Raw genomic sequence first — 25468 nt, 5'->3', positions numbered from 1 at the left:
CTCCAAAACAACCGCCTCCACCTGAAGCCGCTGCCCACAAAAATCGAGCTTGATCGTTAGGCTGTTCAAACGCGTCACCGTTCACGGTCCGTCTTGTCGAGGCTGCGCCGTAGCGCATCGCTGATTTCCAGGCGCTGTTCCGTCCGAACCACTTTTGCAGCCGTTTCGAGTTCGACGACGCCCGCCCCTGCCCCGCCTCCGGTAGCCTTCGAGGCATCGAATTTCACGCGCAGCAGCGCCATGACCATCGGCCAGACCGAGAATTTCCCGGCTTTCGCCTTGTCCGTCAGATTACGCAGATAGCCGCCGGCGCTGTTGATCTGATCGACCCGCTGGTAAATGGCGGCAATGGTAATCGCCGCCTGGGTTTCGCCCATGGCGATGCGCGCTTCCTCCCAGGCGCTGGGGCTGATCCCCAATGTCGGCCGGGCAACTTCAGCGGCAGCCAGGAAATCGCGCCAGTGCCGGATTTCGCCGCCGCCTTTCAGCAGCCAGGCTAGGTTCGGGCAGGCATCCATCACCATGCTCAAAGGCAGCTCCCGCTTCGGCAGGCTCCGTACGTTGTCGGTTTCCGCAGCGTTGCCGCTCGCTTCTTTCTTTTCTCGGAAGCCGTTTTCAGATTCAAATTTAGAGTCTGGTTTTGAATTCTGTATGTGGCGCTCAACTTGAGACTCATTGGCGTTCGGATTCGTTGTTTTTACGAATGATTCCAATGCATCGCGCACCTGCGCCCACAAATCGTCAAGGTCGGCCGCAATCGCTTCCAGAACCTGCCTGGGCGCCGTACGAGGAATTTGGCTAACGATCGACTGATAGGTCTGCTGCACCCTCCCCCAGTTGGCTGGGACACCTTCCTCAATGCCTGTCTCGATCATCTTGACGATGTCGCGGCGGCATATGGTTAACCGTTCCCTAACCAGACGATAGGCCTTAACCTCGGCACGAACCGCCTCGGCCAGATCCTTGAACTCTTCGGCCCGCGCGACGATCGGCGAAAGGTCGAAGCCATAGGCCTGCTCGACCTCACCGCCCTGCCCCTTGCGGGCAAAGCGCTTGCCGTTGGGGCTGTCGCGACGGATGACCAGGCCGCAATCAACCAGATTGGCCAGGTGCCGGCGCAGCGTCGCCGGTGACATACCGTTAGCCCGCCGGATCAGCTGCTCATTGGATGGCCAGACGATCAGCGCGCTATCACCATAGAGCGCTGTATCCGGATGGAATGACAGCAGCGCATCCAGGATTGCCAGAGCGCGATCAGTTGCGCCCAGAGCCATCCGGGCTTCCTTAATGTTCTGGAAGACATGCCACTTATGGACCGCTGCGTCCGCAGGCATGGCTCTGGCCGTGACCTGGCTTGAAATCATGCCAAGTGTCATCGATCGCCGCCCAAAGGGCGTCGTGGAGATATGCGCTTCCATTGTCCTTCACCTGTGTTCAGGCAAAAGAAATCTGCTCGCCGAAACGGCGCTGAGCCTCATCGGCTCTTGACGGTGATTCTCGGAAATGCGATTCTCTAGATACCACTCATGAGAAGGGCTTCCGGGACACTGTTTCGGGGGCCTTTTTCTTTTGCGCGCTACATTTCCGTCTATCTTTCCTCGTTCTCACGCTGCTTGAATTCGCCGTAGAGCCGGTCGAGGTTCGCGGCGAGATACCGGCCAAAGCGACTGGCATCCTTCGATTTGAAGGAAACCGCGAACATCTTGCCGGAATCCGTCAACTCGGCGGACAAGGTTTTGTCCTCAGGTTGCCATCTGGTCTTTGCCGGTTTGACACTTCCGTCCCGACGTGGCCGGTCGGTGCGCTTCAACTCTGCCAGCAGCAGATCAAAGCGGGCGTCTGATTTTGCTTCGACGAAGGGTTGCGAGGTCACGAACATCTCCGCGGCCGTCCGGTTTGATGGCTTCTCGATCGTTTGGGCGAAGTCGAGCCAACGATCTCGGCCAATTCCCTTACATGGACCGATCGCTCTTATGAGGGCTTCCGGCACACGACTTGTCACCGATAGCATTCTCGTCAACATCGGAGCGTCGATCGTTAGGGCTGCCTGAATGGTCGAGCGTTCATAGCTCCGATCCAAAAGCTGCTGAGCAAACGCGGCACGCTCGATGAAGGACAGGTTCTCGCGGGCAGAGTTCTCCTGCCCTTGGGCGATCACATGGTCGACGTCGGTGACCGCCTTGACGACAGCTTTTACGGGGCGGCCGAGAAACCGCGCCGCTCGGAGACGGCGATGCCCGAAGACGGCCTCGTAGCGGCCCTCCTGCTTCGGATGAGGCCGTGCGAGAATTGGGGTTTCTTGCCCATGGTCACGGATCGCATTCACGAGCTCTTGGAACGACCCGTCGTCGTCGTCTTCCATACGATCAGACACGAAGGATGAATCGACGAGGGCGGCATCAAGCTCGACAACGGATGCACCCTGAAGATACTGCTCGGCTTTCGCCGCTTTCTCGGCTAGCTCCCCAATTGAGGCGAGCATGTTTCGTGAAGCGCCGCGTGCAGCGTAGCCCGGCGCCGGCGTGCGCTCCTGCGGCGAATCGGAGTCCGCACCCTTGATGTTCCGAAAGATATCGCGACGGGCCATCTTACGGCCTCCAGATTCTCTTTAAGATGCTGTTTAGACGCCAGAAATCGCCCGCGTGTACGGCTGACAATTCATGGATCATGGCGTTCTGCCCCATGCGGATAGGATGAGACCGATAATCTCAGAGTTGACCGCGTCCAAGGATTCCCGTGCGCGGTCGTAAGTCGAGGGAACGAAAGACGATCGCTCAACCTCGTAGAGGCTTTGTTTGGTCAATCCCGCATCGGAAATCGCAGTTGATTTCACCATCGGATTTCGGAGCATCTGACGAGCGAACATCGACTGCATCAGCCCAACCATTTCCTGCTGCGGTATGTCTCCTGGCTCGTACCGCGTGACCAGGTATCGGAACCAGTCCAAGGAGACCTTGACGTTTGCCGTTTCTATGCTCTTCAGAATTCCACCAAGCATAAGCAGGAACTGGCTCATCGACATGATATCGAGCATCTGAGGATGAACGGTGATGAGTACCGACGTTGCAGCGGCAAGGGCCGTGAGCGTCAGGTAACCCAACTGCGGAGGACAATCGATCACCACGACATCGTATCGATCATCCACCTCAGAGAGGGCTCCGCCGATACGAGTGTAGAAGGTTCGTCCAGCGACCGAATCTTGGGCGTGCATCGCAATCGGCGTCTCGTACTCGTATTCCTGCAGCTCAAGATTCGCAGGAGCGATATCCAAGGACGGAAAACTGGTCGAACGAATAACCTCGGAGATCGGTTTGCGATCCTCGTCATAGCGAAGTGATTCATACAGGGAGAGATTGCCATCGATCTCCGGCTGAATGCCGAACAGCGCAGTGAGCGACGCTTGAGGGTCGAGGTCGATCGCCAGAACCCTGAAACCTTTCAACGCGAGATGCTGCGAAAGGTGAGCAGCGGTGGTCGTCTTGCCGCTGCCACCCTTGAAATTGACGACAGCGATGACCTGCAACTTGTCGTTCTCCCGACGACGCGGGGAGCGGTCGAGGAGAGTGCGCAACTCCTCTATCTGCGCAGCAGTGTAGTGGCGCCTGCCGCTCGGCGTCACCTGCGGTTCGACGCCTTTCCCCTGAAGGTGAAGCTTCTTAAGATAGCTCTGCGAAACACCGACAAAATCTGCGACTTCAGCGAGCGAGAAGCGCCGGAGCTTCTTTTGTGCATCGGGCGGAAAGTTCTCAATCCGGAGCATGTCCAGACGACGAGAAATCTCGTTGCTCTGCTGAAGAATGGTATCAGCAAAGGATGCCTCCGGCTTCGAGTCGGGCAGGTTCGCGGTCATAGTCATCCTAGTGTCGATATTTTCCAGAAATCCGGAAATTATCGTGACCATCGCTTGTATCCCGATTCTGCGCAAGCGGAATAGGGTTAACGAGACCTTAACGAGACGGCTGTGAACGGTTGCCAGCCCCTTCTGAAACGAGCTTTTTCTCGTTATAATCCAATGCCATACGGCGCTGGCTCGCGAACGCTGCGGCCCAAGGAGGACTAATACATTTACTAGTGTGTTTCGACCCTTTCAGCGGGGTGAGCCGGCAATATTATCCTGCGGACCCGACTCAACACACTCCGCAGCAAGAATCGCACTCACACTTTCGCTAGTCGCGGCATGTCCCGCATCGTGGCCAGTTGTCTCCGAAAGCAATCGAATCGGAGCAATACTGATGCAGGCCCTGGCCCTTGTTGCACGAAATCACGCTGAGATGCCCGACCCCGCCACCGTCGCTGGCTTTCTGCCAGCCGACAGGCCCAGCTTCGCTCGTCCGGCCGGATACGGCTTGGCCTTCGGCGCTTGCCGCACACAGTCCGAGTGAGCGACGAGGACCGAACCCATGGCCCAGCTTCGTTCTCATCCGCGCCTGATCCGCAAACTACAGGAAGCGCTCGGCGACCAGCTCTGCGTCGCCCTCGACGATCCGACAGTCGTCGAGATCATGCTCAACCCGGATGGCAGGTTGTTCATCGAGCGGCTCGGCCACGGCGTGGCGCCCGCCGGCGAGATGAATGCGGCGACTGCCGAGATCGTCATTGGCAGCGTGGCGCATGCGCTCCATTCGGAAGCCGACGACGACCGGCCTATCATCTCGGGCGAGATGCCGATTGGCGGGCATCGCTTCGAAGGATTGCTTCCGCCCGTTGTCGCGTCTCCGACCTTCACCATCCGGCGCCGCGCGTCGCGGTTGATTCCCCTGGATGACTATGTCGCCAGCAAGGTGATGACAGAGGAACAGGTTTGCGTCATCCGCAACGCCGTCGCGTCGCGCCTCAACATCGTTATCTCGGGCGGCACAGGGTCGGGAAAGACGACGCTCGCTAATGCCGTGATTGCCGAGATCGTCGAGACGGCGCCGGACGATCGGCTGCTGATCCTCGAGGACACCGCAGAAATCCAGTGTGCAGCCGAGAATGCAGTGGCGCTGCATACCAGTGACACGATCGACATGGCGCGCCTTCTGAAGAGCACGATGCGGCTTCGTCCGGATCGCATCATCGTCGGCGAGGTCCGCGATGGGGCGGCGCTGACCCTCCTGAAAGCGTGGAATACCGGCCATCCGGGCGGCATAACGACGATCCACTCCAATACGGCCGAGTCGGGACTGCGCCGCCTTGAGCAGCTCACTGCCGAGGCAAGCCAGCAGCCGATGCGCGAGGTGATCGGCGAGGCGGTCGACCTGATCGTCTCGATCGAGCGCGCACCGAAGGGCCGCATCGTTCGCGACATCCTCCACGTGGAGGGCTTCGCCAACGGGCGCTACCAGACCGAATCCTACTCACGAAAGACGGAACGCCATGTCGCCTGAACGGATTTGCGCGCTCACGATCTCGACCTTTGCTCTTGGCCTTCTCGTTGCGGAACCGGCTCTTGCCGCGGGCGGTGGTGGCTTGCCATGGGAGGGTCCACTGCAGCAGATCCAGCAATCGATCACCGGGCCGGTCGCGGGGTTCATCGCGCTCGCCGCCGTTGCGATCGCCGGCGGAATGCTGATCTTCGGCGGCGAGTTGAACGATTTCGCGCGACGACTGATATACGTCGTGCTCGTCGCAGGCATCCTGCTCGGCGCCACCCAGATCGTCGCTCTGTTCGGTGCGAGCGGCGCATCCATCGGCAATGTAGCGCTCGCACCAAAAGTCGAAAGGGCAGGGGAGGGCGCTCGTGTCTGAGCCCGGCTCTGTTCCCGGCTCCGGCCTCGACCGATCGCGCATCCATCGGGCGTTGTCGCGACCGAACCTCCTGATCGGCGCGGATCGCGAGCTGGTCCTGCTGACAGGCCTCGCGGCCATCATCCTGATCTTTGTGGTGCTGACGCCCTATTCGGCGCTGTTCGGCATCGCGGTCTGGATCGTCGTCATTGCTGCGCTACGGATGATGGCCAAGGCCGATCCGATGATGCGCCGTGTCTACGCACGCCACGTCACCTACCGGCGGCACTACCGGCCGACGTCGACGCCCTGGCGCAAGTTCTGAGGGCGACGACATGGCTGCACTGCGCTCTTTCCGCCATTCAGGTCCGTCCTTCTCGGACCTGGTCCCCTACGCCGCACTTGTTGCCAACGGCGTGATCCTGCTCAAGGATGGATCGCTGATGGCGGGCTGGTACTTCGCCGGCCCGGATTCGGAGAGCTCGACGGATGCCGAGCGCAACGAGGTCTCGCGTCAGATCAACACCGTTCTGTCGCGGCTCGGCTCCGGCTGGATGATCCAGGTCGAGGCAGTGCGCGTCGGGACATCCGACTACCCGGCGCACGAACAATGCCATTTTCCCGATCCGGTAACGCTGGCGATCGACGGCGAGCGGCGGGCGCATTTCCAGAAGGAGAGGGGGCATTATGAGAGCCGGCACGCACTGATCCTGACCTGGAGACCCCCGGAAAAGACGCGCTCCGGACTCGCCCGCTATGTCTACTCCGACACGACAAGCCGTGCCGCGCGCTATGCCGACACCGTACTCGACAGTTTCCAGACATCGATCCGCGAGGTCGAGCAGTATCTCGGCAACGTGCTGTCGATCAGGCGAATGGTGACCCAATCGGTCGAGGAGCGCGGCGGCTTCCAGATCGCGCGCTACGACGAGTTATTCCAGTTCATCCGCTTCTGCATCACCGGCGAGAACCATCCGATCCGGTTGCCAGAGATCCCGATGTATCTCGACTGGCTGGCAACGGCGGAGTTCCATCACGGCCTGTCGCCGATGATCGAGAACCACTACCTCGCGGTAGTGGCAATCGACGGCTTCCCGGCCGCAAGCTGGCCCGGCATCCTCAATTCGCTCGACCTGATGCCGCTGACCTATCGCTGGTCGAGCCGCTTCATCTTCCTCGACGATCAGGAAGCCCGCCAGAAGCTCGAACGCACCCGGAAGAAATGGCAGCAGAAGGTCAGGCCCTTCTTCGACCAGCTCTTCCAGACGCAATCACGCTCGGTCGACCAGGATGCGATGATGATGGTGGCCGAGACGGAAGACGCGATTGCGCAGGCGTCCTCGCAACTCGTCGCTTATGGCTACTACACGCCGGTCATAGTCCTGTTCGATGATGATGAAGCCCGCTTGCGCGAGAAAGCTGAGGCCGTGCGCCGGCTGATCCAGGCCGAGGGTTTTGGGGCGCGGATCGAGACGGTCAACGCGACCGAGGCCTTCCTCGGCAGCCTGCCGGGCAACTGGTACGCCAATATCCGCGAGCCGCTGATCAACACGCGCAACCTCGCGGACCTGATCCCGCTCAACTCTGTCTGGTCCGGCGCCGCGGCAGCACCATGTCCGTTCTATCCGCCGGCCTCGCCGCCGCTGATGCTGGTCGCCAGCGGCTCCACTCCCTTCCGGCTGAATCTGCATGTCGACGATGTCGGCCACACGCTGATCTTCGGTCCGACCGGATCGGGCAAATCGACATTGCTTTCGCTGATTGCGGCGCAGTTCCGTCGCTACGCCTCGGCGCAGATCTTCGCCTTCGACAAGGGTCGCTCGATGCTGCCGCTCACGCTGGCCGCCGGCGGCGACCATTACGAGATCGGCGAGACCGAAGGGGAGGGCGGTCCTCGCCTGGCGTTCTGTCCGCTTTCCGATCTCGCGACGGACGGAGACCGGGCATGGGCCTCGGAATGGATCGAGACGCTGGTCGTGCTGCAGGGCGTGCCCATCACGCCCGATCACCGCAATGCGATCTCGCGGCAGGTCGCGCTGATGGCGGATTCCAGCGGCAGGTCGCTGTCGGACTTCGTCTCCGGCGTCCAACTGCGCGAGATCAAGGAGGCGCTGCATCACTACACGGTCGACGGACCCATGGGGCAGCTTCTCGACGCCGAGAACGACGGCCTGTCGCTGGGCTCCTTCCAGACCTTCGAAATCGAGCAGCTGATGAACATGGGAGAGCGGAGCCTCGTTCCGGTCCTGCTCTATTTGTTCCGGCGCATCGAGAAGCGCCTGAGGGGAGCGCCCAGCCTGATCATTCTCGACGAGGCATGGCTGATGCTCGGTCACGCTACTTTCCGCGACAAGATCCGGGAATGGCTGAAGGTGCTGCGGAAGGCCAATTGCGCTGTGGTTCTGGCCACGCAGTCGATCTCGGACGCCGAGCGCTCCGGCATCATCGACGTGCTGAAGGAAAGCTGCCCGACCAAGATCTGCCTGCCGAACGGCGCAGCACGCGAACCGGGCACGCGGGAGTTCTACGAGCGTATCGGCTTCAACGAGCGCCAGATCGAGATCGTCGCGACTGCCCTGCCGAAGCGCGAATACTACGTCGTCTCGCCGGACGGACGCCGCCTGTTCGACATGGCGCTCGGTCCCGTCGCGCTGGCCTTCGCCGGCGCCTCCGGCAAAGAAGACCTGAAGCGTATCCAGGCGCTCAGTGCAGAGCTTGGCTGCGACTGGCCGGTTCGTTGGCTCCAGCAGAGAGGAATAGGCGATGCCGAAACCATCCTTGAACGCGGCTAGGACCGCAGCCACGGCGTTGGTTGTCGCCGGCATATTCAATGTTTCACCCGCGCTGTCGGGCGGCGTAACCGGGCAGGCGACGGAATGGACGCAGCTCCTGAACAATGGCGAGCTGATCACGATGGTCGGCAAGTCGACAGAGCAGATCAACAATCAGGTCACGCAGATTTCGCAGCTCGCTGAGCAGATTCAGAACCAGATCCGCATCTACGAAAACATGCTGCAGAACACGATGCAGTTGCCCAGCCACATTTGGGGTCAGGTCGAGAGCGACCTCAACCGCCTCCGCGACATCGCCGCGCAAGGGCAGGGGATCGCCTTCTCGATGGCCAATGCCGACGACGTACTGAAGCAACGCTTCCAGAGCTTCGCCGATTTCAAGACAGGCCTCGCCAACGGCGAGAGCTTCTCATCAAGCTATCAGAACTGGTCGACAACGAACCGCGATACCATCGCCGGAACACTGAAGGCGGCGGGGCTGACGGCCGATCAGTTCACCTCCGAGGAGTCTACGATGACCTCTCTCCGCTCCATGTCGGAGAGTGCGGACGGCCAGATGAAGGCCTTGCAGGTCGGTCACGAGATCGCTGCCCAGCAGGTCGCGCAGTTCCAGAAGCTGCGCGGGCTCGTCTCGCAGCAGACGACGATGATGGGGACCTGGTTCCAGTCCGAACAAACAGACAAGGACCTCGCCCAGGCGCGGCGAGAAAAATTCTTCAACACGACGCCGCCGAACGTGCGGGGCGGCCAGAGCATGGAGCCACGCTGGTGAGCCGCCCCGTCGTCATGGCGCTGGGCGCCGCCGCGTTGGTCGTCGTCGTCCTGACGATCGCATGGGTCATCGTCGCGCCAGATTCGGAGCCAGCGGCGCCGACGCCGGCCGAAACGGAGAACCGTCGTCAGAAGGCGCATGATTTCCTCGGTGGCGATCCGGATCGCGATGTCCGCGGCGGGCAGGAGATGAAGCCACGTTGGTGAGGACCCACCCATCCCGCGCGCTCGAGTTGACCTTCGTCGCCATCGCGCTCGTTATGTTGGCGAGCGTACCGGCACTCGCCCAGCAAGGCAGCGTGCTGACCACTCTGGAGAACCAGGTGGTGACGGCCGCCAGGGGCTGGGAAACGACCGTCATGAACGCGGCACGCTCGCTGTTCTGGATTCTTGCCGGGATCGAGATCGGCATTGCCGCCGTCTGGCTCGCCATCAACGCCGCCTCGCTGGACTCGTGGTTCGCGGAACTGGTGCGGCGCATCATGTTCATTGGTCTCTTCGCCTTCATCCTTGATCAAGGTCCAGCTTTCGCCAAGGCCGTGGTCGACAGCCTGTTCCAGATCGGAGCAAACGGCGGGTCGGCCTCGCCCGCCAACATCTTCGACGCCGGCCTCCGCGTCGCATCGAAGATGTCCGAGCAGGCTCAGTTCGGGCTGTTCGAAGACAATGCGTTGGCGATCGCCGCGGTGTTCGCGATGATCGTCGTCGTGGTCTGTTTCAGTCTTGTCGCGGCGATCTTCGTTGCCGTTATGGTCGAGATGTATGTCGGGCTCCTCGCCGGCATGATCATGCTCGGTCTCGGCGGATCGTCCTACACCAAGGATTTTGCCATCCGCTATCTGATCTACGCCTTCAGCGTCGGCATGAAGCTGATGGGGCTGGTGATGATCGCGCGCATCGGCTCCGACATTCTGCTCGGGCTGGCTGAGGCGCCGACGGCGACGTCCGACCAGTTCATGACGACGCTGGCCATCGCCGGGATTTCGGTCGTCGTGTTCATCATCGCCATGTACGTGCCGCCCATTATCCAGGGCGTCGTGCAGGGCGCGTCGATCGCCGGCGGCATGGAGGCGCTCCGACATGGCGGGCAGGCCGCGACGATGGCCGCAGGCGGGGCATTTCTCGGAGCGAGCGCGGCGAGATCAGGCGCGGCCACGGCGAGTTCGGCACGCGCCGGCGGCTCCTCGATGGCAGGTGCTGCCCTGCGCGGCATGGCATCGGGCATCGGCAATGCCAGCTGGGCGGCCGGCTCCGCCGCCAAGGAAAAGGCCATCGCTTCGCCCGGCGCCTATGCCGGCTCGTTGCTCGGGCTTGCCAACGCCAAGCTCGACCAGACCCGGCAGAAGGCTCCGCCTCCCCCTCCGCCGCCGCCGCTGCAGGACAAGTGAGCCGGAGAAAGCTGAAGCATGGCCGCGCAGACCCCGCCCGAAAACCCCTATGTCGCTGCACGCCAGGAGTGGAACGACCGCTATGGCTCCTATGTAAAGGCTGCCGCCGCTTGGCGCATCGTCGGCATCGTCGGGATGCTGCTGGCGGTTATCAGCACCTCCTACGCGCTTTATCAAAGTACGCAGGTCAAGCTCGTCCCCTATATCGTCGAGGTCGACAAGCTTGGCACGGCCGCGAGCACCGGCTTCCCGCAGCAGATCGAATATGCGGACCCGCGCGTGGTGCGTGCCACGCTGGGCAGCTTCGTCTCGAACTTCCGGTCGGTGACGCCTGATGCCGTCGTTCAAAAGCAGTATATCGACCGCACCTATGCGCTGCTGCGCACCTCCGACCCGGCAACCGAGAAGATCAACGCCTGGTTCCGCGGCAACTCGCCTTTCGACAAGGCAAGGAACGCCACGGTCGCCATCGAGGTGAACAACGTAGTGCCGCTCTCGAACCAGAGCTACCAGATCGACTGGACCGAATATGAGCGCGACCGGAAGGGTAAGGAGACGGCCGTACGCCGCTTTCGCGGTGTCGCGACAGTTACGTTGACCCCGCCGCAGGATGAAGGCGTAATCCGCCTCAATCCGATCGGTCTGTACATGCGGGACTTCGAATGGACCGCCCAGCTGTGAAAGGCCCGCGCACGCCGATGACCATCACGAAGACAAGAATTTGGGCCGCGCTGATGTCGGTCTCCCTGATCGCGACCGGCACTATCACCGCCACTGCGCCTGCCATGGCTCAGGGGATGAGCGCCAACGAAGAGAAGGGCGCCGGGATTTCCGGGCAATGGCGTGGCTCGCGCGGCCTCGTGACCAAGGGGCCGGACGGCAAGGTCATTTTTCTGTTCGGCGAGGTGCAGCCATCGGTGGTCTGCTCGCCTTTGCAGGTGTGCGACATTGAGCTTCAGGCTGGCGAGGTGGTTCGTGACGTGCTGGTCGGCGACACGGTGCGATGGAAGGTCGAGCCGGCAACGTCGGGGGCGGTTGGCGGGCAGGCGATCCATCTGATTGTCAAGCCCTCAGAGCCGGGGCTCGTGACATCCATGGTCGTCACCACATCGCGGCGGACCTATCACATCCAGCTCAAGTCCCATCAGAGCCAGTACATGGCGCGTGTCGGGTTTGAATATCCCGAGGACGTCTCGACCAAGCTTGCCGACATCAATGCGCGGCTGGAAGCAAGCACGATCCCCGGCGCCGGTGTGCCGGCCGAACAGCTCAATTTCCAGTACAGCGTCAGCGGCCGCGCCGGCTGGCGGCCGACGCGGGTCTACTCGGACGGGCAGAAGACCTACATCCAGTTCCCGCGCTCGCTGTCCGGACAGGATGCCCCGGTTCTGTTCGTCGTCTCCGGCGGCGAGAACCGCATCGTCAATTATCGCATGAAGGGCCACATGATGGTGGTCGACTACCATGTCGACCGCGCCGTCCTCGTCTCCGGCGTCGGCTGGAAACAGGAGAAGATCACGATCCGGCGGGGAGGGTAGGGGATGCAGACCTACAGTTCCCTTTCCCGGCTTGTGGGTATCGCCGCTGTCGCCGCATTGCTTGCCGGCTGTCAGTCCCTCGGTACGGACGGCCTGGTCGCGAGCTCCGCGCCGCAGGAGCTTTCCGGTCCTGCCGCCAGCGCCATCGCCGGCGACATGGTGAGCCGCCTTGCAGAGCAAGTCGGGCCCAGAACCGGCACGATCCTGTTGAAGCCGGACGGTTCGCCGTTCGGGAGCGTGCTCGAGGCCTCGCTCAAGGTCGGAGGCTACGCAGTGGTGAGCGACCAGAAGACCGACAAGGAGAAGCTGATTCCACTCGCCTATGTCATAGACAGTTTCGAGGGGCAGGTCCTGGTGCGCCTCTCGACGAATACGATCGATCTCGGCCGCGCCTATGACGCGACCGCCGCCGGCGCCGTGCCGGTGAGCCCGCTTTCCATCATGCGGCGCGGATAGGGGAGGGGAACATGGTGCAGTCCCTCAAGCTCGGCGGCGCACCCGCGGGTGCGGAGCCGAAGATCCGCAGGGTGAACCGGCTGCCGATCATCATCGCGATCGGCCTCGTCATCACCTTCCTTGCCGTCATTATGTACGGGCTGTCTTCTCGGGGGTTATATTTTAGGGGCGATCCCGGAATCGGAGAGAGTTCCGGCAACCCCGCCTCAACCTATGCCGATCAGCTAAAACGTGGCGTCTCCGACGGCATCATCGGCGAACCGGCCGAGACTCCGGTCTTTCAGCCGACGCCCGTGCAACGCGAGGAAAGCGTCAATCCGTTCACGCCGCAGCCGGCGGCGCGCGAAACTGTCGAGCGACAGGAACCGCAGTTTGAGCCGGAGGCGATCTGGAGGGCACGTCTGGAGCGCGAAGCCGAGGAGCAGTATCTGCGCGAACGCCACCGCCAGCGCATGGCCCGTCTGCAGGCAAACGATGCTGCTTATGATTCACCGGTCGCGGTGAGCACCGGCAAGCTTCAGGGGCAGACAGATGCAGGAAGCGATCCGGGTGCCAAAGGTAGTGCCTCCGGAATGGGCCAGGCCGGCTCGGCCGCCGACCTTTACGCAGCGGCGCTGCAGGCCGGACTGGGTAGGCAGCATCTCGATCCAAACGCCCAGCGTACCAAGGAGGATTTCTTCAACGCCGACATCAAGGAGCTTGGCTATCTCCCGAACCGGGTCGTCCCGCAGCAGTCGCTCTACGAGCTGAAGCGCGGATCGGTGATCCCAGCGACGCTGATCACCGGCATCAACTCCGATCTTCCCGGTCGCATCACCGCGCAGGTCAGCCAGAATGTCTACGACAGCGCCACCGGCCACCGGCTTTTGATCCCGCAGGGTACCAAGCTGTTCGGCCGTTACGACAGCAAAGTCTCGTTCGGCCAGTCCAAGGTGTTGGTGGTCTGGACCGACATCATTTTCCCGAACGGCTCCACCCTTCAGATCGGCGGGATGGCCGGCACCGACGCCAAGGGTTACGGGGGCTTCAAGGACAAGGTCGACAACCACTATTTGAAGACCTTCGGCTCGGCGATTCTGCTCGCCATTATCGGTACGGGCATGGACATGGCGTTGCCGGAGAGCTCGACGCTCGCCACCCAGGACACGGCGTCCGACGCCGCGAGGAGGAATTTCGCGGAGACGTTCGGCCGCGTCGCCGAACGCACGATCAACAAGAATCTCGACGTTCAACCGACACTGGAGATGCGCCCAGGATACAAATTCAACGTCCTCGTCGACCAGGACGTCACCTTCCCCGGCGCTTATCGGAGCTGATGGACGGATCAGAGGTTTTACTGGCAATGCTGCTTAATGAGACGAACGAGCGTTCCGCCATCGTCGTTATACGGACAAGGCGCATCTTATTGGAAATGCCATAGTTTCCGCCTGCGTCAGCTATCTGACCATTTCGGCAAACGAATTTGCCCTCGCCTGACGGACCGGCCGCAAAGGGGTGGATTTCTGCCCGACCGCTTCTGGGCGGCGGAGTTGGGAAAGCGGCCATTCAGGTGGTCGCTGCGCTTCGTCAGCAACGCGCCCTCAAGGTGGTCATTCGCACATCGGCGTCCCTCCACCAAAAGCGGACATAGTCGCCGCCCTTGCGCCGATCTAGGCGGCCAACATGTCTTTTCTGGTGCTGGAACGAGGTTGGGAGGCGTCAAAATCCCAAGTATTGAAGCTTCTTAGGTGTTAGTCGGGACTGCTTTTGCTTTGATAAAACTGATAGCGTTCCAGAAAGTAGGCATACGCCCGGTCGATGACTAGCGGGTCAAAGGAGGCCAGTCCGAGCGGCACTGGATTGCCGGTGGATGCACCGAGCGGAGCGTGAACGATCCCCGCCACCATGACTCCGGGCACCAGCAAGAGCTCTAGTGATTTCGGGAAGTCCCCGACACGGACAACCTGAATTTCATCGAACGTTTTTGCTGTGTACTGTGCAGGCTTATCCCATGCATAGAGGCAGACGGATTTCATATCCGGCTTTTCACCGGGCAAAGTACGCGCGGTCTTCTCCTGTATCAACGTCAGAAGGTCTCGCTGCTGGGTCGTGGCTCCCCACCTGCGGGTCTGCGGCGCGACCGCGTATATGTTGACCGGCGCTTCCGTTACGTTGCGCAGACCGTAGTCGAGCACCGCCTGCACGCGCTCGATGTTGCCCGGCAAAAGTAACGAGCCTACGATAGGAATGGTCTTTCGGTCGGTTCTGGGTTCACCTGCACGGCTGACCGCTTCCCTCCAGTAACGGATTTCGGAAAGACCATTCCGAGTCGTAAACTCTTTCAGAAACTCCGGGGCCATATCGATCAGCGTTTGATACCCGGCGGCAGCGTCGAGGTGAGCGGCTGACGTCTGTTGATCATTCACAAACAGAGCTACGGCGCGCTCGATCTCAGGTCGGTCAGCGATCTCGTGATCCATCCTCCACGGAGACAAGTCGATATCAGCGGCACTGGGATTGGATGCTTGGGCGAACGTCACGAAGCGAAGAGGCATCTGGTATCTTTCGCCCGGCGTAACCACCGGATCGATCGAATAGATGTCACGGCGCTCGGTCTTGCCGCGATCCGCTTGATCTGCGAGTTCCCTGAAGAATTGCTTGAAACGAGCCGGGACGCGCTCCGCTACTCGGCCTGTGCCAGCCGGGTCTTCTGAGGGCAGCTCGGGCAGAAGCCGCTCAAGCTCATCAAGGAAGCGTTTGACCTGGGGAGCTATCGCCATGAGGTCGAAACCGAACGAACGGCGTCGTGCCTCGACGGTGTAGATGGACGGCTGTTCGTCGTCTGCCTTGAAAAGGCCTTCACCTGAAATCGTCAACCAGAGCTTTCCGGCCCTGCGCTCCAGATATCCCGGACCAATGGCCTCCTCCAGAACATACGCCATTTCGGTCTGGCTGTAGCCGAAGAAGGCGGCTGCCTCTTCGTCAGCGATCCCAGGGGCCGCTTTGACGAGGCGCAGCAAGAACTCAAGTGTCGGGCTTACCTGCCCCAATGAGGCCACCTTGTAACTGACCTCGTAAATGCGGCAGGGTAACAGCACATCGAAAATGTCGAGGTCAACGCGGCGATCTTCCTCCGGCGGCACTAGTTCGTGGCCCTTTAGTCGCAACAGCGGCCGACTAAGCTTTCCCATGGGCGCCTCGCTTTTTCATTGAGCTGCTCTGGGATGAGTTTTCCGTTTCTCTGTCTGCCCGAGCTTCCAGCAAATCCTCCGCGGCGATGACCGAAGCAACGCTTTCGTCCGTACGTCGTCCAAAGCCTGCCGATAATTGCCCCATGGGTCTGTTGGCCTTCCATCTATGGCGCGACCCAACGATCACAAGTCTGTCCATCGCGCGGCTCACAGCGACATTGATGCGGTTTGGTGTAACGAGAAAGCCATCCTTTATGGTTTTGACGCCAGATTCGATTCCGCCCAACTCGTTGTTGCGGACAAGCGACAGAATGACGATGGGATTTTCTTTCCCTTGATAGCTGTCGACCGTACCGACCTTCACGTTCTTCTCTAACAGAGAAGCCAACGCGGACTGTCTCAGCTTTCGTTCGATTAGATTGCGCTGCGCAGCGTACATACAGATCACGCCGATGCCGACCGGGTGGTCCTGCTGGGTAAGCAGCCATTCGCGAAACCTGTCATCCGCGTACCACCGGTCAAGCAAATGGACGACCGCATCGGCCTCTGCCGGATTGATCTTGCTCTTGGCTTCTCTCCGCTCGTAGCCCATCGGGCCTAGACCATCGGTCTCAACCCATGTCAGCGGATACTTCAGGTCATCAGGCAATACCTGGGGATCGACAACAGGTCCCGTGCGACCGGCGAGCAGCGTGAGGTCGGGGTAAAATACCTCGGACACGAGCTGACCTATGGGAGAAAGCATCCGGTACTGGGTTTTCAGCCGCGAGCCGGCGGCGAGGCCGTAACCCGTCTTGAACGTGCGCTCGAAATCGCTTCGCTTGATTTCCTTTTTCGCAATTGACGTGCGTTCCGCGACGAGATTGATGACCTCGGGCTTATGTTGCGGCTGTAGCTGCGCATGGTCGCCGACCAAGACGGCCCAGCGCGCAGCCTGTAGCGGGACCAGCAGTTCGCCGGACGTACAGCGGGCGGCTTCGTCGACAATCACCAGGTCAAAAGCGGTGGCCGTTAAGCCCAGCGATGATCGACCGAGTCCCACGCATGTTCCGACAACGATCTGGCGTGTGCCGGCGAGGAACGTATCGAAACTCCGCTCGGCGCGAGACACACTGCCGATAAAATCCCGGCCCAGTCCCGCTATGGATCTCAAACGGTTGATCCTATCCGCACCGACTGCATGTTGCCGCGCCGCGCGTCGTGCTATGGCGGCGGCCGCTTCGTCCATAAAATCGCGCCAATCATCCTCGAAGCCGGATTCTGGCAGCGAAATCTCGATATCGAGCAGCGACAAGTGCTGTTGAAGCGTATCCTTTAGACCGTTGATCCGCTGCACCTGCGCTTCAGCATCGCGGTTCAGCTCGTAGATTTTTTGGACGACGGGCCTTACCGTTGTTTCGAGAACAACGACTTGCGAAATGATGTCGGGCGGAACTCCCAAAGTCTTACCCACCACGGCCATGCGCTCGCCGAATGTGGCGCCGAAGCGATCCTTGTAGGACTGCTCGACGCGGGAGGTGTGATAAGGGCGTAGGGGTGGGGAAACTTGTCCATCATCCATGCCGACGCGGAGCAGACTAGGTAACTCTCCGGTCTTGCGGAATAGAGCCAGGACCGATTCTGCCGCATTGTTTACCGCCTCATGCGACTGACTGGACAGGAGGACGTTCCGAACGAGCCCTTTGGTAATCGCATAGTGGGCAAGAGCGGCAATGAACTTCGTTTTTCCTGTCCCGGGCGGCCCCTGGAGAAGCCCCACCGGCCGGGTATTGATGATTTTTCGAAAGGCTTGCGTTTGGTCGTCATTGAGGCCGTACAGCGCCAATGCCTCGTCGCTCGCTTGCTGCCCCGCCATGTCCGGGGCCGCATCGGAGCGCGTATCAAAGACCGACAACAGGCCGGTGGCGCGACCGTTGCCAGCCAGAATGCGGCCAACGGCGTCGGTCCGCCGCTTGAGGCTGGTGCCCTCGAAGTGACTGAGAAAGCGCAGGCGCTGTCCAGCTTCAACGAGCCGTGAGCCGAAGGACCATCCGCCCTGTGCGTCGATGACAGCAAGGTCTGGCTTCGACCGGTTCAGATCGAGATCACCGATGCGCCGCCAGATTCCTTTCTTATCCTGCTTCTGAACGCCCACGGTATCATTGCGGGAGAAGTCGAACTCACCGCTTTCCAGCTCCATGACGACCTTGTGGCGGCCAATGCCGCGATCGTAGGCGCTATCAAGCTGGGCGACGCCTTCGGTGGTGAGTTCATTCTCAACCTCCATAAGCACACGCCACAGCTCCGGCACGTCGACATCGGTGGTCGGTATATCGCTTTCGGCGATCTCTTCGGCAAGGGCGTCTTCGGCCTCGTCCTCTTGCGGCACGAGATCGGCGCTTTCCGGTGTCTCGGAGGCGGCTGGCGAAGCAGCCCCGGATATTTCTTTTTCGATCCTCGCCTTGACCAAGGGATCATTCAAGATGGGTTCGAGCGCCGATAGGTCCGTGACATCAGACCTCGTGACGTTCAGGGTTTCTCCGATCCTGTGGAATTCCTGTTTGGCCGCAAGGGCAAGAAGCCACTGTTCAAGCTTGCGCCTCGTTGCAACGGTTGCTCGCCCCCCTTGGTCGAGACGAACTTCGAGTTCTTCGAAGGCCCCGCGAATGTGGAGGGCCAGATAGCCACGATGAGGGTGACGACGGACGCGAAGAAAGAGGAAGCCTTCGTCAGAATCGATCGGGCCTGTCTGCTGGCCCGCGAGGGAGACCGAAATTGCTTTGTCGTCGATTGCTTCCTTTTGACCCTTCGACTGAAGCCGTTCGATTGTCTTAGCCAATGATTCTTGTAACGGAAGGAGGGTGGTTAGTGCGGGCGGTTTCTCGCGGCAGTCCCTGATCGCGGAGGCAATGTCGGCCCCGTCCGCGGGATCAAGATCAGACGCGGCCAAGATTTCTTCGGTGATTTTTGTAAGTGCGAACCGGTCGCGCTCCATGCGGTTCCCGCTATCGGGCGCGTAGGCGGAACTTACGACTTCGCCGTCGACACGCGGCGAATAGTCGAGCACATCGATGAGGGTCGGTTGACCTTCCGCACTGACCACTATGTTGGCCGGTTTCAAATCACCGTGCCCGATTCCTTGATCGTGCAGGGCATCCATGATGGAGACGAGGTTGCTACACAAAGATAGGGCTTTGGCGGCGTCGCTAAACTCATGCTCATTGGCGAGAACGGTATCTAGGGCAGCGCCCTCGATCCACGCTTGGACAAGAACAAGACTGTCACCCAGCCAGTACACGCTGCGGACAGGAGCAATCCCTGTCGGTTTGTCGGCCTTCATGTCGGCAGCCCTGCGAAGGAAGGAAAGAAGGCTTCCTCCCTCCTTCTGAACGTCGCCCCAAGCCGACTGTTTCCACTGCTTGACCAGGACCGGGATGTCATCCTCGGCACTGCGCCATGCGTCCATACGGTCGCTTTCAATGATCATCTCCCCTTCAACGGGGAAAGTCGTGAATAACTGGCGTTGTGAGCGGATCGTCGTTCTGAACGATTCGAGCCCCGCGATTATTTCGTCAGGTGTTGGCCTCGACGCTGTTGCACGGTTGAAAGATTCGAGGGCAATGGCCGCGTCCCCGAATCTCTGATCAGGGCTGATTTCCAGAGCCTCCGCGAACCAGTCATGGAGTGCGGCATACTCGTTTGCGCCATCAACTGTGGCCTTCCATTCCGCCGGCTCGCCTGATGGCAGTTGACCGAAAAGCAGTTTGTGCACCGTGACGCCAAGCAGAAAGACGTCCCGGCGCTTCGGACCGCCATCCACTCCCAGCACGTCCTCAGGCACCGTAACTCCAGAAAGAAATTGATAACGGGAAGGCCCGAGGGATTTTCCTTCCGGAATACGCGCCGCCAGCAAATGAGACAGCCTGACCGATGTTGGCAGCTCCAGCCAGATGCTGTGGCCGCCGATATCAAGATGTGACGCATTCTGACGATGCAGCGCCGCAACGGACGATACGATCTGTCGCGCCAGCTCGATCTTCTGACCGGGAAGAGTCGTGGAAGCCTCACTGATGGAAAAGTCATTGAGGCGTCGCATGCGGCGCCTGCGATCGTAAATTTCCCAGTAGTTGACTCCACGGTCGGGATCATCCAGCCGCGGCGTGAGAAGAGTTCGCTCAAGCTCCTGATCCCGGTCGCGGAGCCAGTGGTAAACCTGCTGCTCGCGCCCGGCGATTTCCAGCCGGCCCTCCTCCGTCTGGAAGCGGCCATCGTTGCACTTGGTGAAGTCCCACAATCTCAAGATTCCGAGATTGTTCTTGTTGCCCTCGTCCGTCGCTTCATATTCCCGGTAGATGTCACTGGGATGTGCGTAGCTGAAAATATCCTCGGCAAGATACCTCTGGAATCGACGCCGCCCAGGTTTGAACGGTGAATTGGGACCAACGTTAAAGAACCTGCTTAGCTTATCCTTCCAAAAACCGTCTGTGAGCGGCCTGTGGAGGAATGTGGCGAGAGGGTCGCCGAAGGCCTCGCCTAGCTTGCGCGTATTCGTTGCGAGCTTGATAAAGTCATCAACGGCAAGAACTTTTTCTTTCTCCAGGCCATCGAGATGGGCGTTGGTCGCTAGTCCCGTGAGTACGACAAGACCAACGATGAACGGCACTGGCTCGCGGCGGGTCTCAGTCCTGCTTTTCAGGTGGCTGGCCAGGGGGCCAAGAACCTCGCGCCCGATGTCGCCAATCTTCTGGACCGGGGAAGGGCCGCAGTCCCTGCCATTGTTGTACCAGCGCCCGTCCCTGTTCTCGATCTTGCCGTTCCAGTCCTTGATGTCGACCAGGAATATGCGGTGATCGGAGACGATGATGACGTCGATCTCGCGTGATTTCCCAAGACCCAGCGTCAGATCGAGATTCGTGAAGGCATACCAATTTGACGGCAGCTCCTTTTTGAGCCGCTCAAGGCCTTTTACCTCACGCGAATGAACGCCACGGCCGCAGTTTGTGACCTGCATCTACCCTCGCCCCTGTTTAACAGGCGGGAATATAAACAGGTGTTCTCCATCACGGAACATCTTTCCATCAATGCACTGGAGGTTTGGCAGAATGGCAGCTCATCGCAATTTCTGCCGCCAAAGCGGACAAGCGGCTTCCGGCCCCGGCCCCGCCGTTTGGCGGAACTGAACGAACGGCAGGTTTCGGGCGGCGGCGAAAGCACTCCGAACGGCGACACAGGGGTCGATTCCGTTCATCCGGAGCCTTCGCAAAAATCAGTGGCCCCAATTTTTGGGCGAATTTAGGAGTTTCGCGAAAAGCGCGATCTCTGCACGATAGCAACGCCCGCCAAGGTGACGGCGAAGCCGGTGAGCTGGATTGCTGATAGACCATTCCCAAATCGGCTCGAGAGCAATTTGACGCCTATCGGCGTGGTTCGATCCCGTCTTTGAGTGGTGGAGGAACCGCGTAAGTTGACGGCCAACTCCAAACTCACGCCCGCCGGGCCGCCTTGTCGCCACACGAAAGAAACCGCTTCAAGCTCAAACCCGCCAACAAAATGTAAGGCGGCATGGCGAGCGAATAGTGACCACAGTTTAATTCCAAAATATTTGGCCTAGCACCGGCGTTCTTCAGCCTCTGCATGAACCTCTCCGACAGATCTGGCAACACCACTTTGTCTCTCTTAGCCAACACAACGTGAAGATCGAGATCAGGCCGGGCTAGACGATGTGCGTAGTTCTCCAGGTTAAGCGTCCCCCAGACCCGCCTGAGATCGGTCAGATCAATCCTAGGCTCAAGGCTATCGCGTATCGCGCGTGTCGCGCGACCAGTCCAAACCATATCGGCCAGACTCCCCGCCGTCAGAAATAACGAGGCTTTCGACACCGCCGGATCATGCGCTGCGATCAATCCAGCGACCCAGGAACCCAAGCTCATACCGAGAACCGAAATGTCTCGATAGCCTTCGCGCTTCAACCAACGTATGAGTTTTCGCCCATCCCATACCGCCTGCCTTACGGATTGGATCGTTCGACCAAGGTTGGCGCTAAGCATGTAATCGGCGTGCAGCGATCCGGGTCGGCTACGCTCGAAGTGATAGGGCATCGCGATCTCGACAACCGTGATGCCGCGCTTCGAGAAGAAGCTGGCAATCCGGCGATTTCGGGAGCTTGCATTCCAATGATGAAAAATCACCATCGCCTGATCGAACGACCCGCATTCTGTGATTTTCGCCCAGACGACATTATTGTCTTCGATGTCAGTAGAAACGTCCGACGGAAATTTGAGCCATCCATCTCGCCTTTCAAAACCCTGATCGCTCACACTCGGCTCATCGAAAAAGGTTGGGTCCGCCACGGCCTGGTCCGCAACGACACAAAATTCCTTGATACTTGTTGTCTCCCTCGCACTTGGAAAGGCGCGTTCCGCGTCAAGGACGAAATCCGTTGGTTTCTTCCCTTCCTCTCCGCGAAGGGCCTGGCGTTCGTCCCAACGATCGAGCCAACTATGGAACACTCTGATTGTTTCCTAACTCGCTCGCTCGCCAGCGGCCTAATCCTGGATCGAACAGGCCGTATAGTGCGATTAGCACTGAAATGGCCAGAAGGGTCGAAAAGCCGGCAAACGCGTCGATCAACAAGTAGCTGACAACAAGTAACGCCACGGCCACCGACATCTTCCGCAAAGGCACATGAAATCGACCTCCGACACCCAATCGGATGGAGCCATACAAAAATACAAAACAGGTCGAAATAACGATAAGGAGGCTGCTGTAATGCGTCGGCATACGATAGCGGAACCCGGTGCTTACATCGTCGCGACCTTGGAACATTGAAGACATATCGCCGACCAACCACGTCACAATATTCTCACCACTGGATGCCAGATAAGAGCTCTGGACCTTCATCCATATGGCGACCAGAACCCCCAAAACAGTACACCGAAAAACCCCACGCATCACTGTGAGGCCGGCTTCATTGAGCTCTTGCTGATGATCAACATGCGGCAGCTTCTTCAATCCGTCCCCAATTCTCCAAAGGTCATGAACAATCGCATAGAGCAAAATGAGACCTGCGAAGAAAAGATAAAACACCATGCACATGTATAGGTAAGCGAGACCCGTAAAAACGATTGTTTCGGGGACAGATATGACCTCAGGACGCACAAGAGCTATTTTTCCCCAATCCATGGCATAATTGCCACCGCCCTTCATTAATGGGATCAAGGACACGCCGATCCATTGAAGAAGACCCGCGAACAGCAAGCAAATCAAAAAAACAGACCAATATGTGTAAGAGGAAGCGTCAACGTTGCGCAACCAGGCGTCGTCGCTTTCCACCTGATCGCTCTGCGCTGCGAGCTTTCTGCGCCCCTCACTTTTCCAGAAGACCAGCAACTCTATAACGAAGAAGAAAAACAGCGGTAGGAATACCATAAAGTCTAGTGTCCAATTTGCGGCCCAAAGGAATCCAACCTGCTTAACCAGCCCGTCCGCTCGCTCGAAGGTGACGTTGTGGATCCCCATGATGTACGACAAAAAGCCGAGGGCGGTCATGCCGGCAAACACCGACGCCGGTAAATTCAGGGGAGATCCCTGGCTAAAAAACGCCTCCGATTTCCTCGCCAAGCTAAAACGCCGCCCCGGCCTCTTGGCGTCGGTATCTCGTGTCAGATCTATCGGGGATTCTGTCTCGTCATCGAAGGTTGCAGTCAGTGCCGTATCCGAACTCTCCTGTGCTACGCTGCCTCCGACTATCTTCCATTCTCGTCTCTTTGCCGATAACCGCGACTGCGCCGCACTAAGCTCCATCTGCCATTCGCTGGTTGCCTCCGGATCATCGCATCCAAAGATCCTCGCCAGCCAACGAATGTTGGCAGTGCTAATTCCCTTCTCGTTCTCTTGAAACCAAAGCTGCACCGTTCGCAGATCGACCCCAACCCGGTTGGAATCAATCTGTGAAATCGCTTCTGCAAGAAGCTCGGGCGTCCATGGGCCTGCAGGAAACCCGTCTTTGCCCAACGGCCGACCCGCACCCGCGGCCGCCAATCGTTTGAATAACTGTTTGAAATCACTCCCGTCTCTCGGCGCAGGGAGAAATAACTTTCCGTTCCTAAACAATGACTTATAGGCTCTAATTTCGTTCCGCTTCGCTCGGCTTCGTGTCCTATCGTGCGCTCGTCCTTAAATCAAAGTTTTTATCAAATCGATTTTGACCGGCACGGGTGAGCATCGAATGAAGGGACAACGGGTCTGCGGTTTGCCGATGAACACGGCGTATTGGTTGATAGACGAAGCTCCATCAGCCGCGTGCAACCCAAGGAGCTAAGAGCACCTGATGTCGAAGAATATCGAGCGCGGCAAGCGGACACGCTTCAGAACCGGCGCCCGTGTCGAGCAACCCTTCACCGAGCAGAAGGACCGCATGGGACTGTTCATCCGCACCATGGCCGGTCGCGTCCACGCCAAAGGCAACATCGGCACCGGCATCTCGCCTACAATCTGAAACGTTTTGTCTGGTGGCAGGGGCCGGAGTGTGAGCAGGGACGCCAAAACTGGCGAAGTAATCGTACGGGAAAACAAACGGGCGGAACCGGGGCGGAGACAGTTACACATAGGAGAGGCTATCCATTGAAGACATTCTTCCAGAAGCTGACCGACCTCTCGTCCGTGGCACGAACGAAGCAAATGCTTAAGGAGGGGCTGGCCGAACTGGTGCAGGAGCTTGGTTTCGACTGCTACGCCTATGGGGACTTGCAGCCTTTCAGAACATATGCCGTGTCGAACTATCCGCCGGAATGGCAGGCGCGATACCTCGCCCAGAATTACATCAAGGTTGACCCCCTCGTCTCGATGGCCCAAGCACGGATGCAGGCGTTCACTTGGGCGGCCGAGAGCCCTCATCAGTCAACGGACAAGCTGGTTCGGCGCTTTTATCGCGAAGCGGGAGATTTCGGCATCCGATCGGGTGTCACCATCCCCATCCGCACAGCGTTCGGGCACATATCGATGCTCACGCTCGCATCGCACAAGCCGTCTCTGTCGCTTGAAAATGAGATCGACCAGATCGCCGCGGTCACTGCGGTCTCGCAGCTTCATGCGAAGCTAGAACAGCAGGACGCCGAACCCACGGCCAGCTTTCATGTAGACCTGAAAGCCAAGCAGGCGCTCTGCCTGAAATGGTCGGCGGAAGGAAAGACGATGAAGGATATCGCCGCGATCGAGAACATCTCTTTTGCTACAGTGACGTTCCATCTAAACAATGCACGCAAGGCGCTCGACGTCGGAACGCTGCCCCACGCGACCGCGCTGGCGACCAAACTCAAGCTGATCTAACCGGACGGCGGAGCTCAGTCCCTGGGAACGGACGGAAAATAGCCGAGGACGTCGAGCAGGGTCGACAGCACAGTCTGCTGGGCGTGCATGTCGATCATCGCCGTAATATAAGCGATATGGACCGATCGTGCCGCTTCGGCCGGGGGATCACCAGCCTCTATCGCATGCCATTCGTCTTGCCGTGCTTCTGCAAGGTCACGAAGCCGCCGGTGAGTCTTGATCGCCCGGATTGTGATCCGTTCGAGATCTGACGTTGGAAGGTTCTCAGTCAGGCCGACGACCGGCCTCAGGACGAGTTTATGCTCTGGCTGCACATAGCCTTTTTCATCATCTGGCAT

The 25468-nt window shown here is 59.6% G+C and carries 21 protein-coding genes; 13 read left to right on the top strand and 8 right to left on the bottom strand.

What is annotated here, in order from left to right; all coding sequences use genetic code 11:
• Nucleotides 1-74: 74 nt before the first annotated feature.
• The 3 genes from repC to repA all read right to left on the bottom strand — a co-directional run bounded on the left by repC (nucleotide 75) and on the right by repA (nucleotide 3850).
• Nucleotides 75-1418 (bottom strand): plasmid replication protein RepC, encoded by a 1344-nt coding sequence (repC, locus tag N7E70_RS30515; protein ID WP_263008373.1) that lies wholly within the window; start codon nucleotides 1416-1418, stop codon nucleotides 75-77.
• A gap of 170 nt (nucleotides 1419-1588) precedes the next feature.
• A complete protein-coding gene (repB, locus tag N7E70_RS30510; protein WP_263008372.1) occupies nucleotides 1589-2587 on the bottom strand; it encodes a plasmid partitioning protein RepB in 999 nt (332 codons plus the stop codon).
• A gap of 78 nt (nucleotides 2588-2665) precedes the next feature.
• A complete protein-coding gene (gene repA / locus N7E70_RS30505; protein WP_263008427.1) occupies nucleotides 2666-3850 on the bottom strand; it encodes a plasmid partitioning protein RepA in 1185 nt (394 codons plus the stop codon).
• Nucleotides 3851-4400: 550 nt separating this feature from the next.
• On the opposite strand from repA, the gene trbB reads away from it, so the two are divergent.
• From trbB to trbI, 11 genes are read left to right on the top strand one after another with little or no spacing between them, the layout of a single operon-like run.
• Nucleotides 4401-5369, top strand: a complete 969-nt coding sequence (gene trbB, locus N7E70_RS30500) for a P-type conjugative transfer ATPase TrbB (RefSeq protein ID WP_263008371.1) — start codon at nucleotides 4401-4403, stop codon at nucleotides 5367-5369.
• Nucleotides 5359-5730, top strand: a complete 372-nt coding sequence (locus N7E70_RS30495; RefSeq protein ID WP_263008370.1) for a TrbC/VirB2 family protein — start codon at nucleotides 5359-5361, stop codon at nucleotides 5728-5730. The genes trbB and N7E70_RS30495 overlap by 11 nt, the downstream gene beginning before the upstream one ends.
• Complete coding sequence (locus N7E70_RS30490; protein WP_263008369.1) at nucleotides 5723-6034, top strand: conjugal transfer protein TrbD; 312 nt, start codon at nucleotides 5723-5725, stop codon at nucleotides 6032-6034. The genes N7E70_RS30495 and N7E70_RS30490 overlap by 8 nt, the downstream gene beginning before the upstream one ends.
• A gap of 10 nt (nucleotides 6035-6044) precedes the next feature.
• Nucleotides 6045-8501 (top strand): conjugal transfer protein TrbE, encoded by a 2457-nt coding sequence (locus N7E70_RS30485; protein ID WP_263008368.1) that lies wholly within the window; start codon nucleotides 6045-6047, stop codon nucleotides 8499-8501.
• Complete coding sequence (trbJ, locus tag N7E70_RS30480; protein WP_263008367.1) at nucleotides 8473-9273, top strand: P-type conjugative transfer protein TrbJ; 801 nt, start codon at nucleotides 8473-8475, stop codon at nucleotides 9271-9273. The genes N7E70_RS30485 and trbJ overlap by 29 nt, the downstream gene beginning before the upstream one ends.
• Nucleotides 9270-9479, top strand: a complete 210-nt coding sequence (gene trbK, locus N7E70_RS30475; protein ID WP_263008366.1) for an entry exclusion protein TrbK — start codon at nucleotides 9270-9272, stop codon at nucleotides 9477-9479. Before trbJ ends, trbK begins: the two co-directional genes overlap by 4 nt.
• On the top strand, nucleotides 9473-10660 hold the full coding sequence (trbL, locus tag N7E70_RS30470; protein WP_263008365.1) for a P-type conjugative transfer protein TrbL: 1188 nt from the start codon (nucleotides 9473-9475) through the stop codon (nucleotides 10658-10660). Before trbK ends, trbL begins: the two co-directional genes overlap by 7 nt.
• Before the next feature lie 18 nt (nucleotides 10661-10678).
• Complete coding sequence (locus N7E70_RS30465; RefSeq protein ID WP_263008364.1) at nucleotides 10679-11341, top strand: conjugal transfer protein TrbF; 663 nt, start codon at nucleotides 10679-10681, stop codon at nucleotides 11339-11341.
• A gap of 17 nt (nucleotides 11342-11358) precedes the next feature.
• Entirely contained in the window at nucleotides 11359-12198 is an 840-nt protein-coding gene (gene trbG, locus N7E70_RS30460) for a P-type conjugative transfer protein TrbG (RefSeq protein WP_263008426.1), read from the top strand.
• Nucleotides 12199-12201: 3 nt separating this feature from the next.
• Nucleotides 12202-12654, top strand: a complete 453-nt coding sequence (gene trbH / locus N7E70_RS30455) for a conjugal transfer protein TrbH (RefSeq protein WP_263008363.1) — start codon at nucleotides 12202-12204, stop codon at nucleotides 12652-12654.
• Between the two features lie 11 nt (nucleotides 12655-12665).
• Entirely contained in the window at nucleotides 12666-13970 is a 1305-nt protein-coding gene (trbI, locus tag N7E70_RS30450) for an IncP-type conjugal transfer protein TrbI (RefSeq protein WP_263008362.1), read from the top strand.
• 414 nt (nucleotides 13971-14384) lie between these two features.
• Here the strand turns inward: trbI and N7E70_RS30445 are convergent, their stop codons facing one another.
• The 4 genes from N7E70_RS30445 to N7E70_RS30430 all read right to left on the bottom strand — a co-directional run bounded on the left by N7E70_RS30445 (nucleotide 14385) and on the right by N7E70_RS30430 (nucleotide 23915).
• Nucleotides 14385-15824 carry a hypothetical protein gene (locus tag N7E70_RS30445; RefSeq protein ID WP_263008361.1) on the bottom strand — a complete coding sequence of 480 codons (1440 nt, stop codon included), beginning with the start codon at nucleotides 15822-15824 and terminating at the stop codon, nucleotides 14385-14387.
• Entirely contained in the window at nucleotides 15811-20814 is a 5004-nt protein-coding gene (locus N7E70_RS30440; protein ID WP_263008360.1) for an AAA domain-containing protein, read from the bottom strand. Before N7E70_RS30440 ends, N7E70_RS30445 begins: the two co-directional genes overlap by 14 nt.
• Before the next feature lie 472 nt (nucleotides 20815-21286).
• Nucleotides 21287-22312 (bottom strand): alpha/beta hydrolase family protein, encoded by a 1026-nt coding sequence (locus N7E70_RS30435; protein ID WP_263008359.1) that lies wholly within the window; start codon nucleotides 22310-22312, stop codon nucleotides 21287-21289.
• The gene (locus tag N7E70_RS30430; protein ID WP_263008358.1) at nucleotides 22302-23915 is read right to left on the bottom strand and encodes an RcgA family putative transporter; all 1614 of its coding nucleotides are present in this window, start codon (nucleotides 23913-23915) and stop codon (nucleotides 22302-22304) included. Before N7E70_RS30430 ends, N7E70_RS30435 begins: the two co-directional genes overlap by 11 nt.
• A gap of 217 nt (nucleotides 23916-24132) precedes the next feature.
• On the opposite strand from N7E70_RS30430, the gene N7E70_RS30425 reads away from it, so the two are divergent.
• Both N7E70_RS30425 and traR read left to right on the top strand, forming a co-directional pair.
• Nucleotides 24133-24300 carry a hypothetical protein gene (locus N7E70_RS30425; protein ID WP_263008357.1) on the top strand — a complete coding sequence of 56 codons (168 nt, stop codon included), beginning with the start codon at nucleotides 24133-24135 and terminating at the stop codon, nucleotides 24298-24300.
• 125 nt (nucleotides 24301-24425) lie between these two features.
• Nucleotides 24426-25130 (top strand): autoinducer-binding transcriptional regulator TraR, encoded by a 705-nt coding sequence (gene traR, locus N7E70_RS30420; RefSeq protein WP_263008356.1) that lies wholly within the window; start codon nucleotides 24426-24428, stop codon nucleotides 25128-25130.
• A 14-nt stretch (nucleotides 25131-25144) separates the two neighbouring features.
• Here the strand turns inward: traR and N7E70_RS30415 are convergent, their stop codons facing one another.
• The gene (locus N7E70_RS30415) at nucleotides 25145-25468 is read right to left on the bottom strand and encodes a transcriptional repressor TraM (RefSeq protein ID WP_263008355.1); all 324 of its coding nucleotides are present in this window, start codon (nucleotides 25466-25468) and stop codon (nucleotides 25145-25147) included.

This window comes from Aminobacter sp. NyZ550, assembly GCF_025628925.2.
In the GTDB taxonomy this organism is placed as follows: domain Bacteria; phylum Pseudomonadota; class Alphaproteobacteria; order Rhizobiales; family Rhizobiaceae; genus Aminobacter; species Aminobacter ciceronei.
The sequence above is the reverse complement of the archived record's forward strand: the minus strand, read 5'-3'. Positions and strand labels throughout refer to the sequence as shown.

Bases quoted from the DNA above. Each gene is read 5' to 3' on its own strand.
- repA (WP_263008427.1), bottom strand. From the start codon at position 3,850: ATGACCGCGAACCTGCCCGACTCGAAGCCGGAGGCATCCTTTGCTGAT.
- N7E70_RS30465 (WP_263008364.1), top strand. From the start codon at position 10,679: ATGGCCGCGCAGACCCCGCCCGAAAACCCCTATGTCGCTGCACGCCAG.
- trbB (WP_263008371.1), top strand. From the start codon at position 4,401: ATGGCCCAGCTTCGTTCTCATCCGCGCCTGATCCGCAAACTACAGGAA.
- N7E70_RS30485 (WP_263008368.1), top strand. From the start codon at position 6,045: ATGGCTGCACTGCGCTCTTTCCGCCATTCAGGTCCGTCCTTCTCGGAC.
- N7E70_RS30440 (WP_263008360.1), bottom strand. From the start codon at position 20,814: ATGCAGGTCACAAACTGCGGCCGTGGCGTTCATTCGCGTGAGGTAAAA.
- N7E70_RS30445 (WP_263008361.1), bottom strand. From the start codon at position 15,824: ATGGGAAAGCTTAGTCGGCCGCTGTTGCGACTAAAGGGCCACGAACTA.
- trbI (WP_263008362.1), top strand. From the start codon at position 12,666: ATGGTGCAGTCCCTCAAGCTCGGCGGCGCACCCGCGGGTGCGGAGCCG.
- trbH (WP_263008363.1), top strand. From the start codon at position 12,202: ATGCAGACCTACAGTTCCCTTTCCCGGCTTGTGGGTATCGCCGCTGTC.
- repC (WP_263008373.1), bottom strand. From the start codon at position 1,418: ATGGAAGCGCATATCTCCACGACGCCCTTTGGGCGGCGATCGATGACA.
- trbG (WP_263008426.1), top strand. From the start codon at position 11,359: ATGACCATCACGAAGACAAGAATTTGGGCCGCGCTGATGTCGGTCTCC.
- N7E70_RS30425 (WP_263008357.1), top strand. From the start codon at position 24,133: ATGTCGAAGAATATCGAGCGCGGCAAGCGGACACGCTTCAGAACCGGC.
- N7E70_RS30495 (WP_263008370.1), top strand. From the start codon at position 5,359: ATGTCGCCTGAACGGATTTGCGCGCTCACGATCTCGACCTTTGCTCTT.
- trbJ (WP_263008367.1), top strand. From the start codon at position 8,473: ATGCCGAAACCATCCTTGAACGCGGCTAGGACCGCAGCCACGGCGTTG.
- repB (WP_263008372.1), bottom strand. From the start codon at position 2,587: ATGGCCCGTCGCGATATCTTTCGGAACATCAAGGGTGCGGACTCCGAT.
- N7E70_RS30415 (WP_263008355.1), bottom strand. From the start codon at position 25,468: ATGCCAGATGATGAAAAAGGCTATGTGCAGCCAGAGCATAAACTCGTC.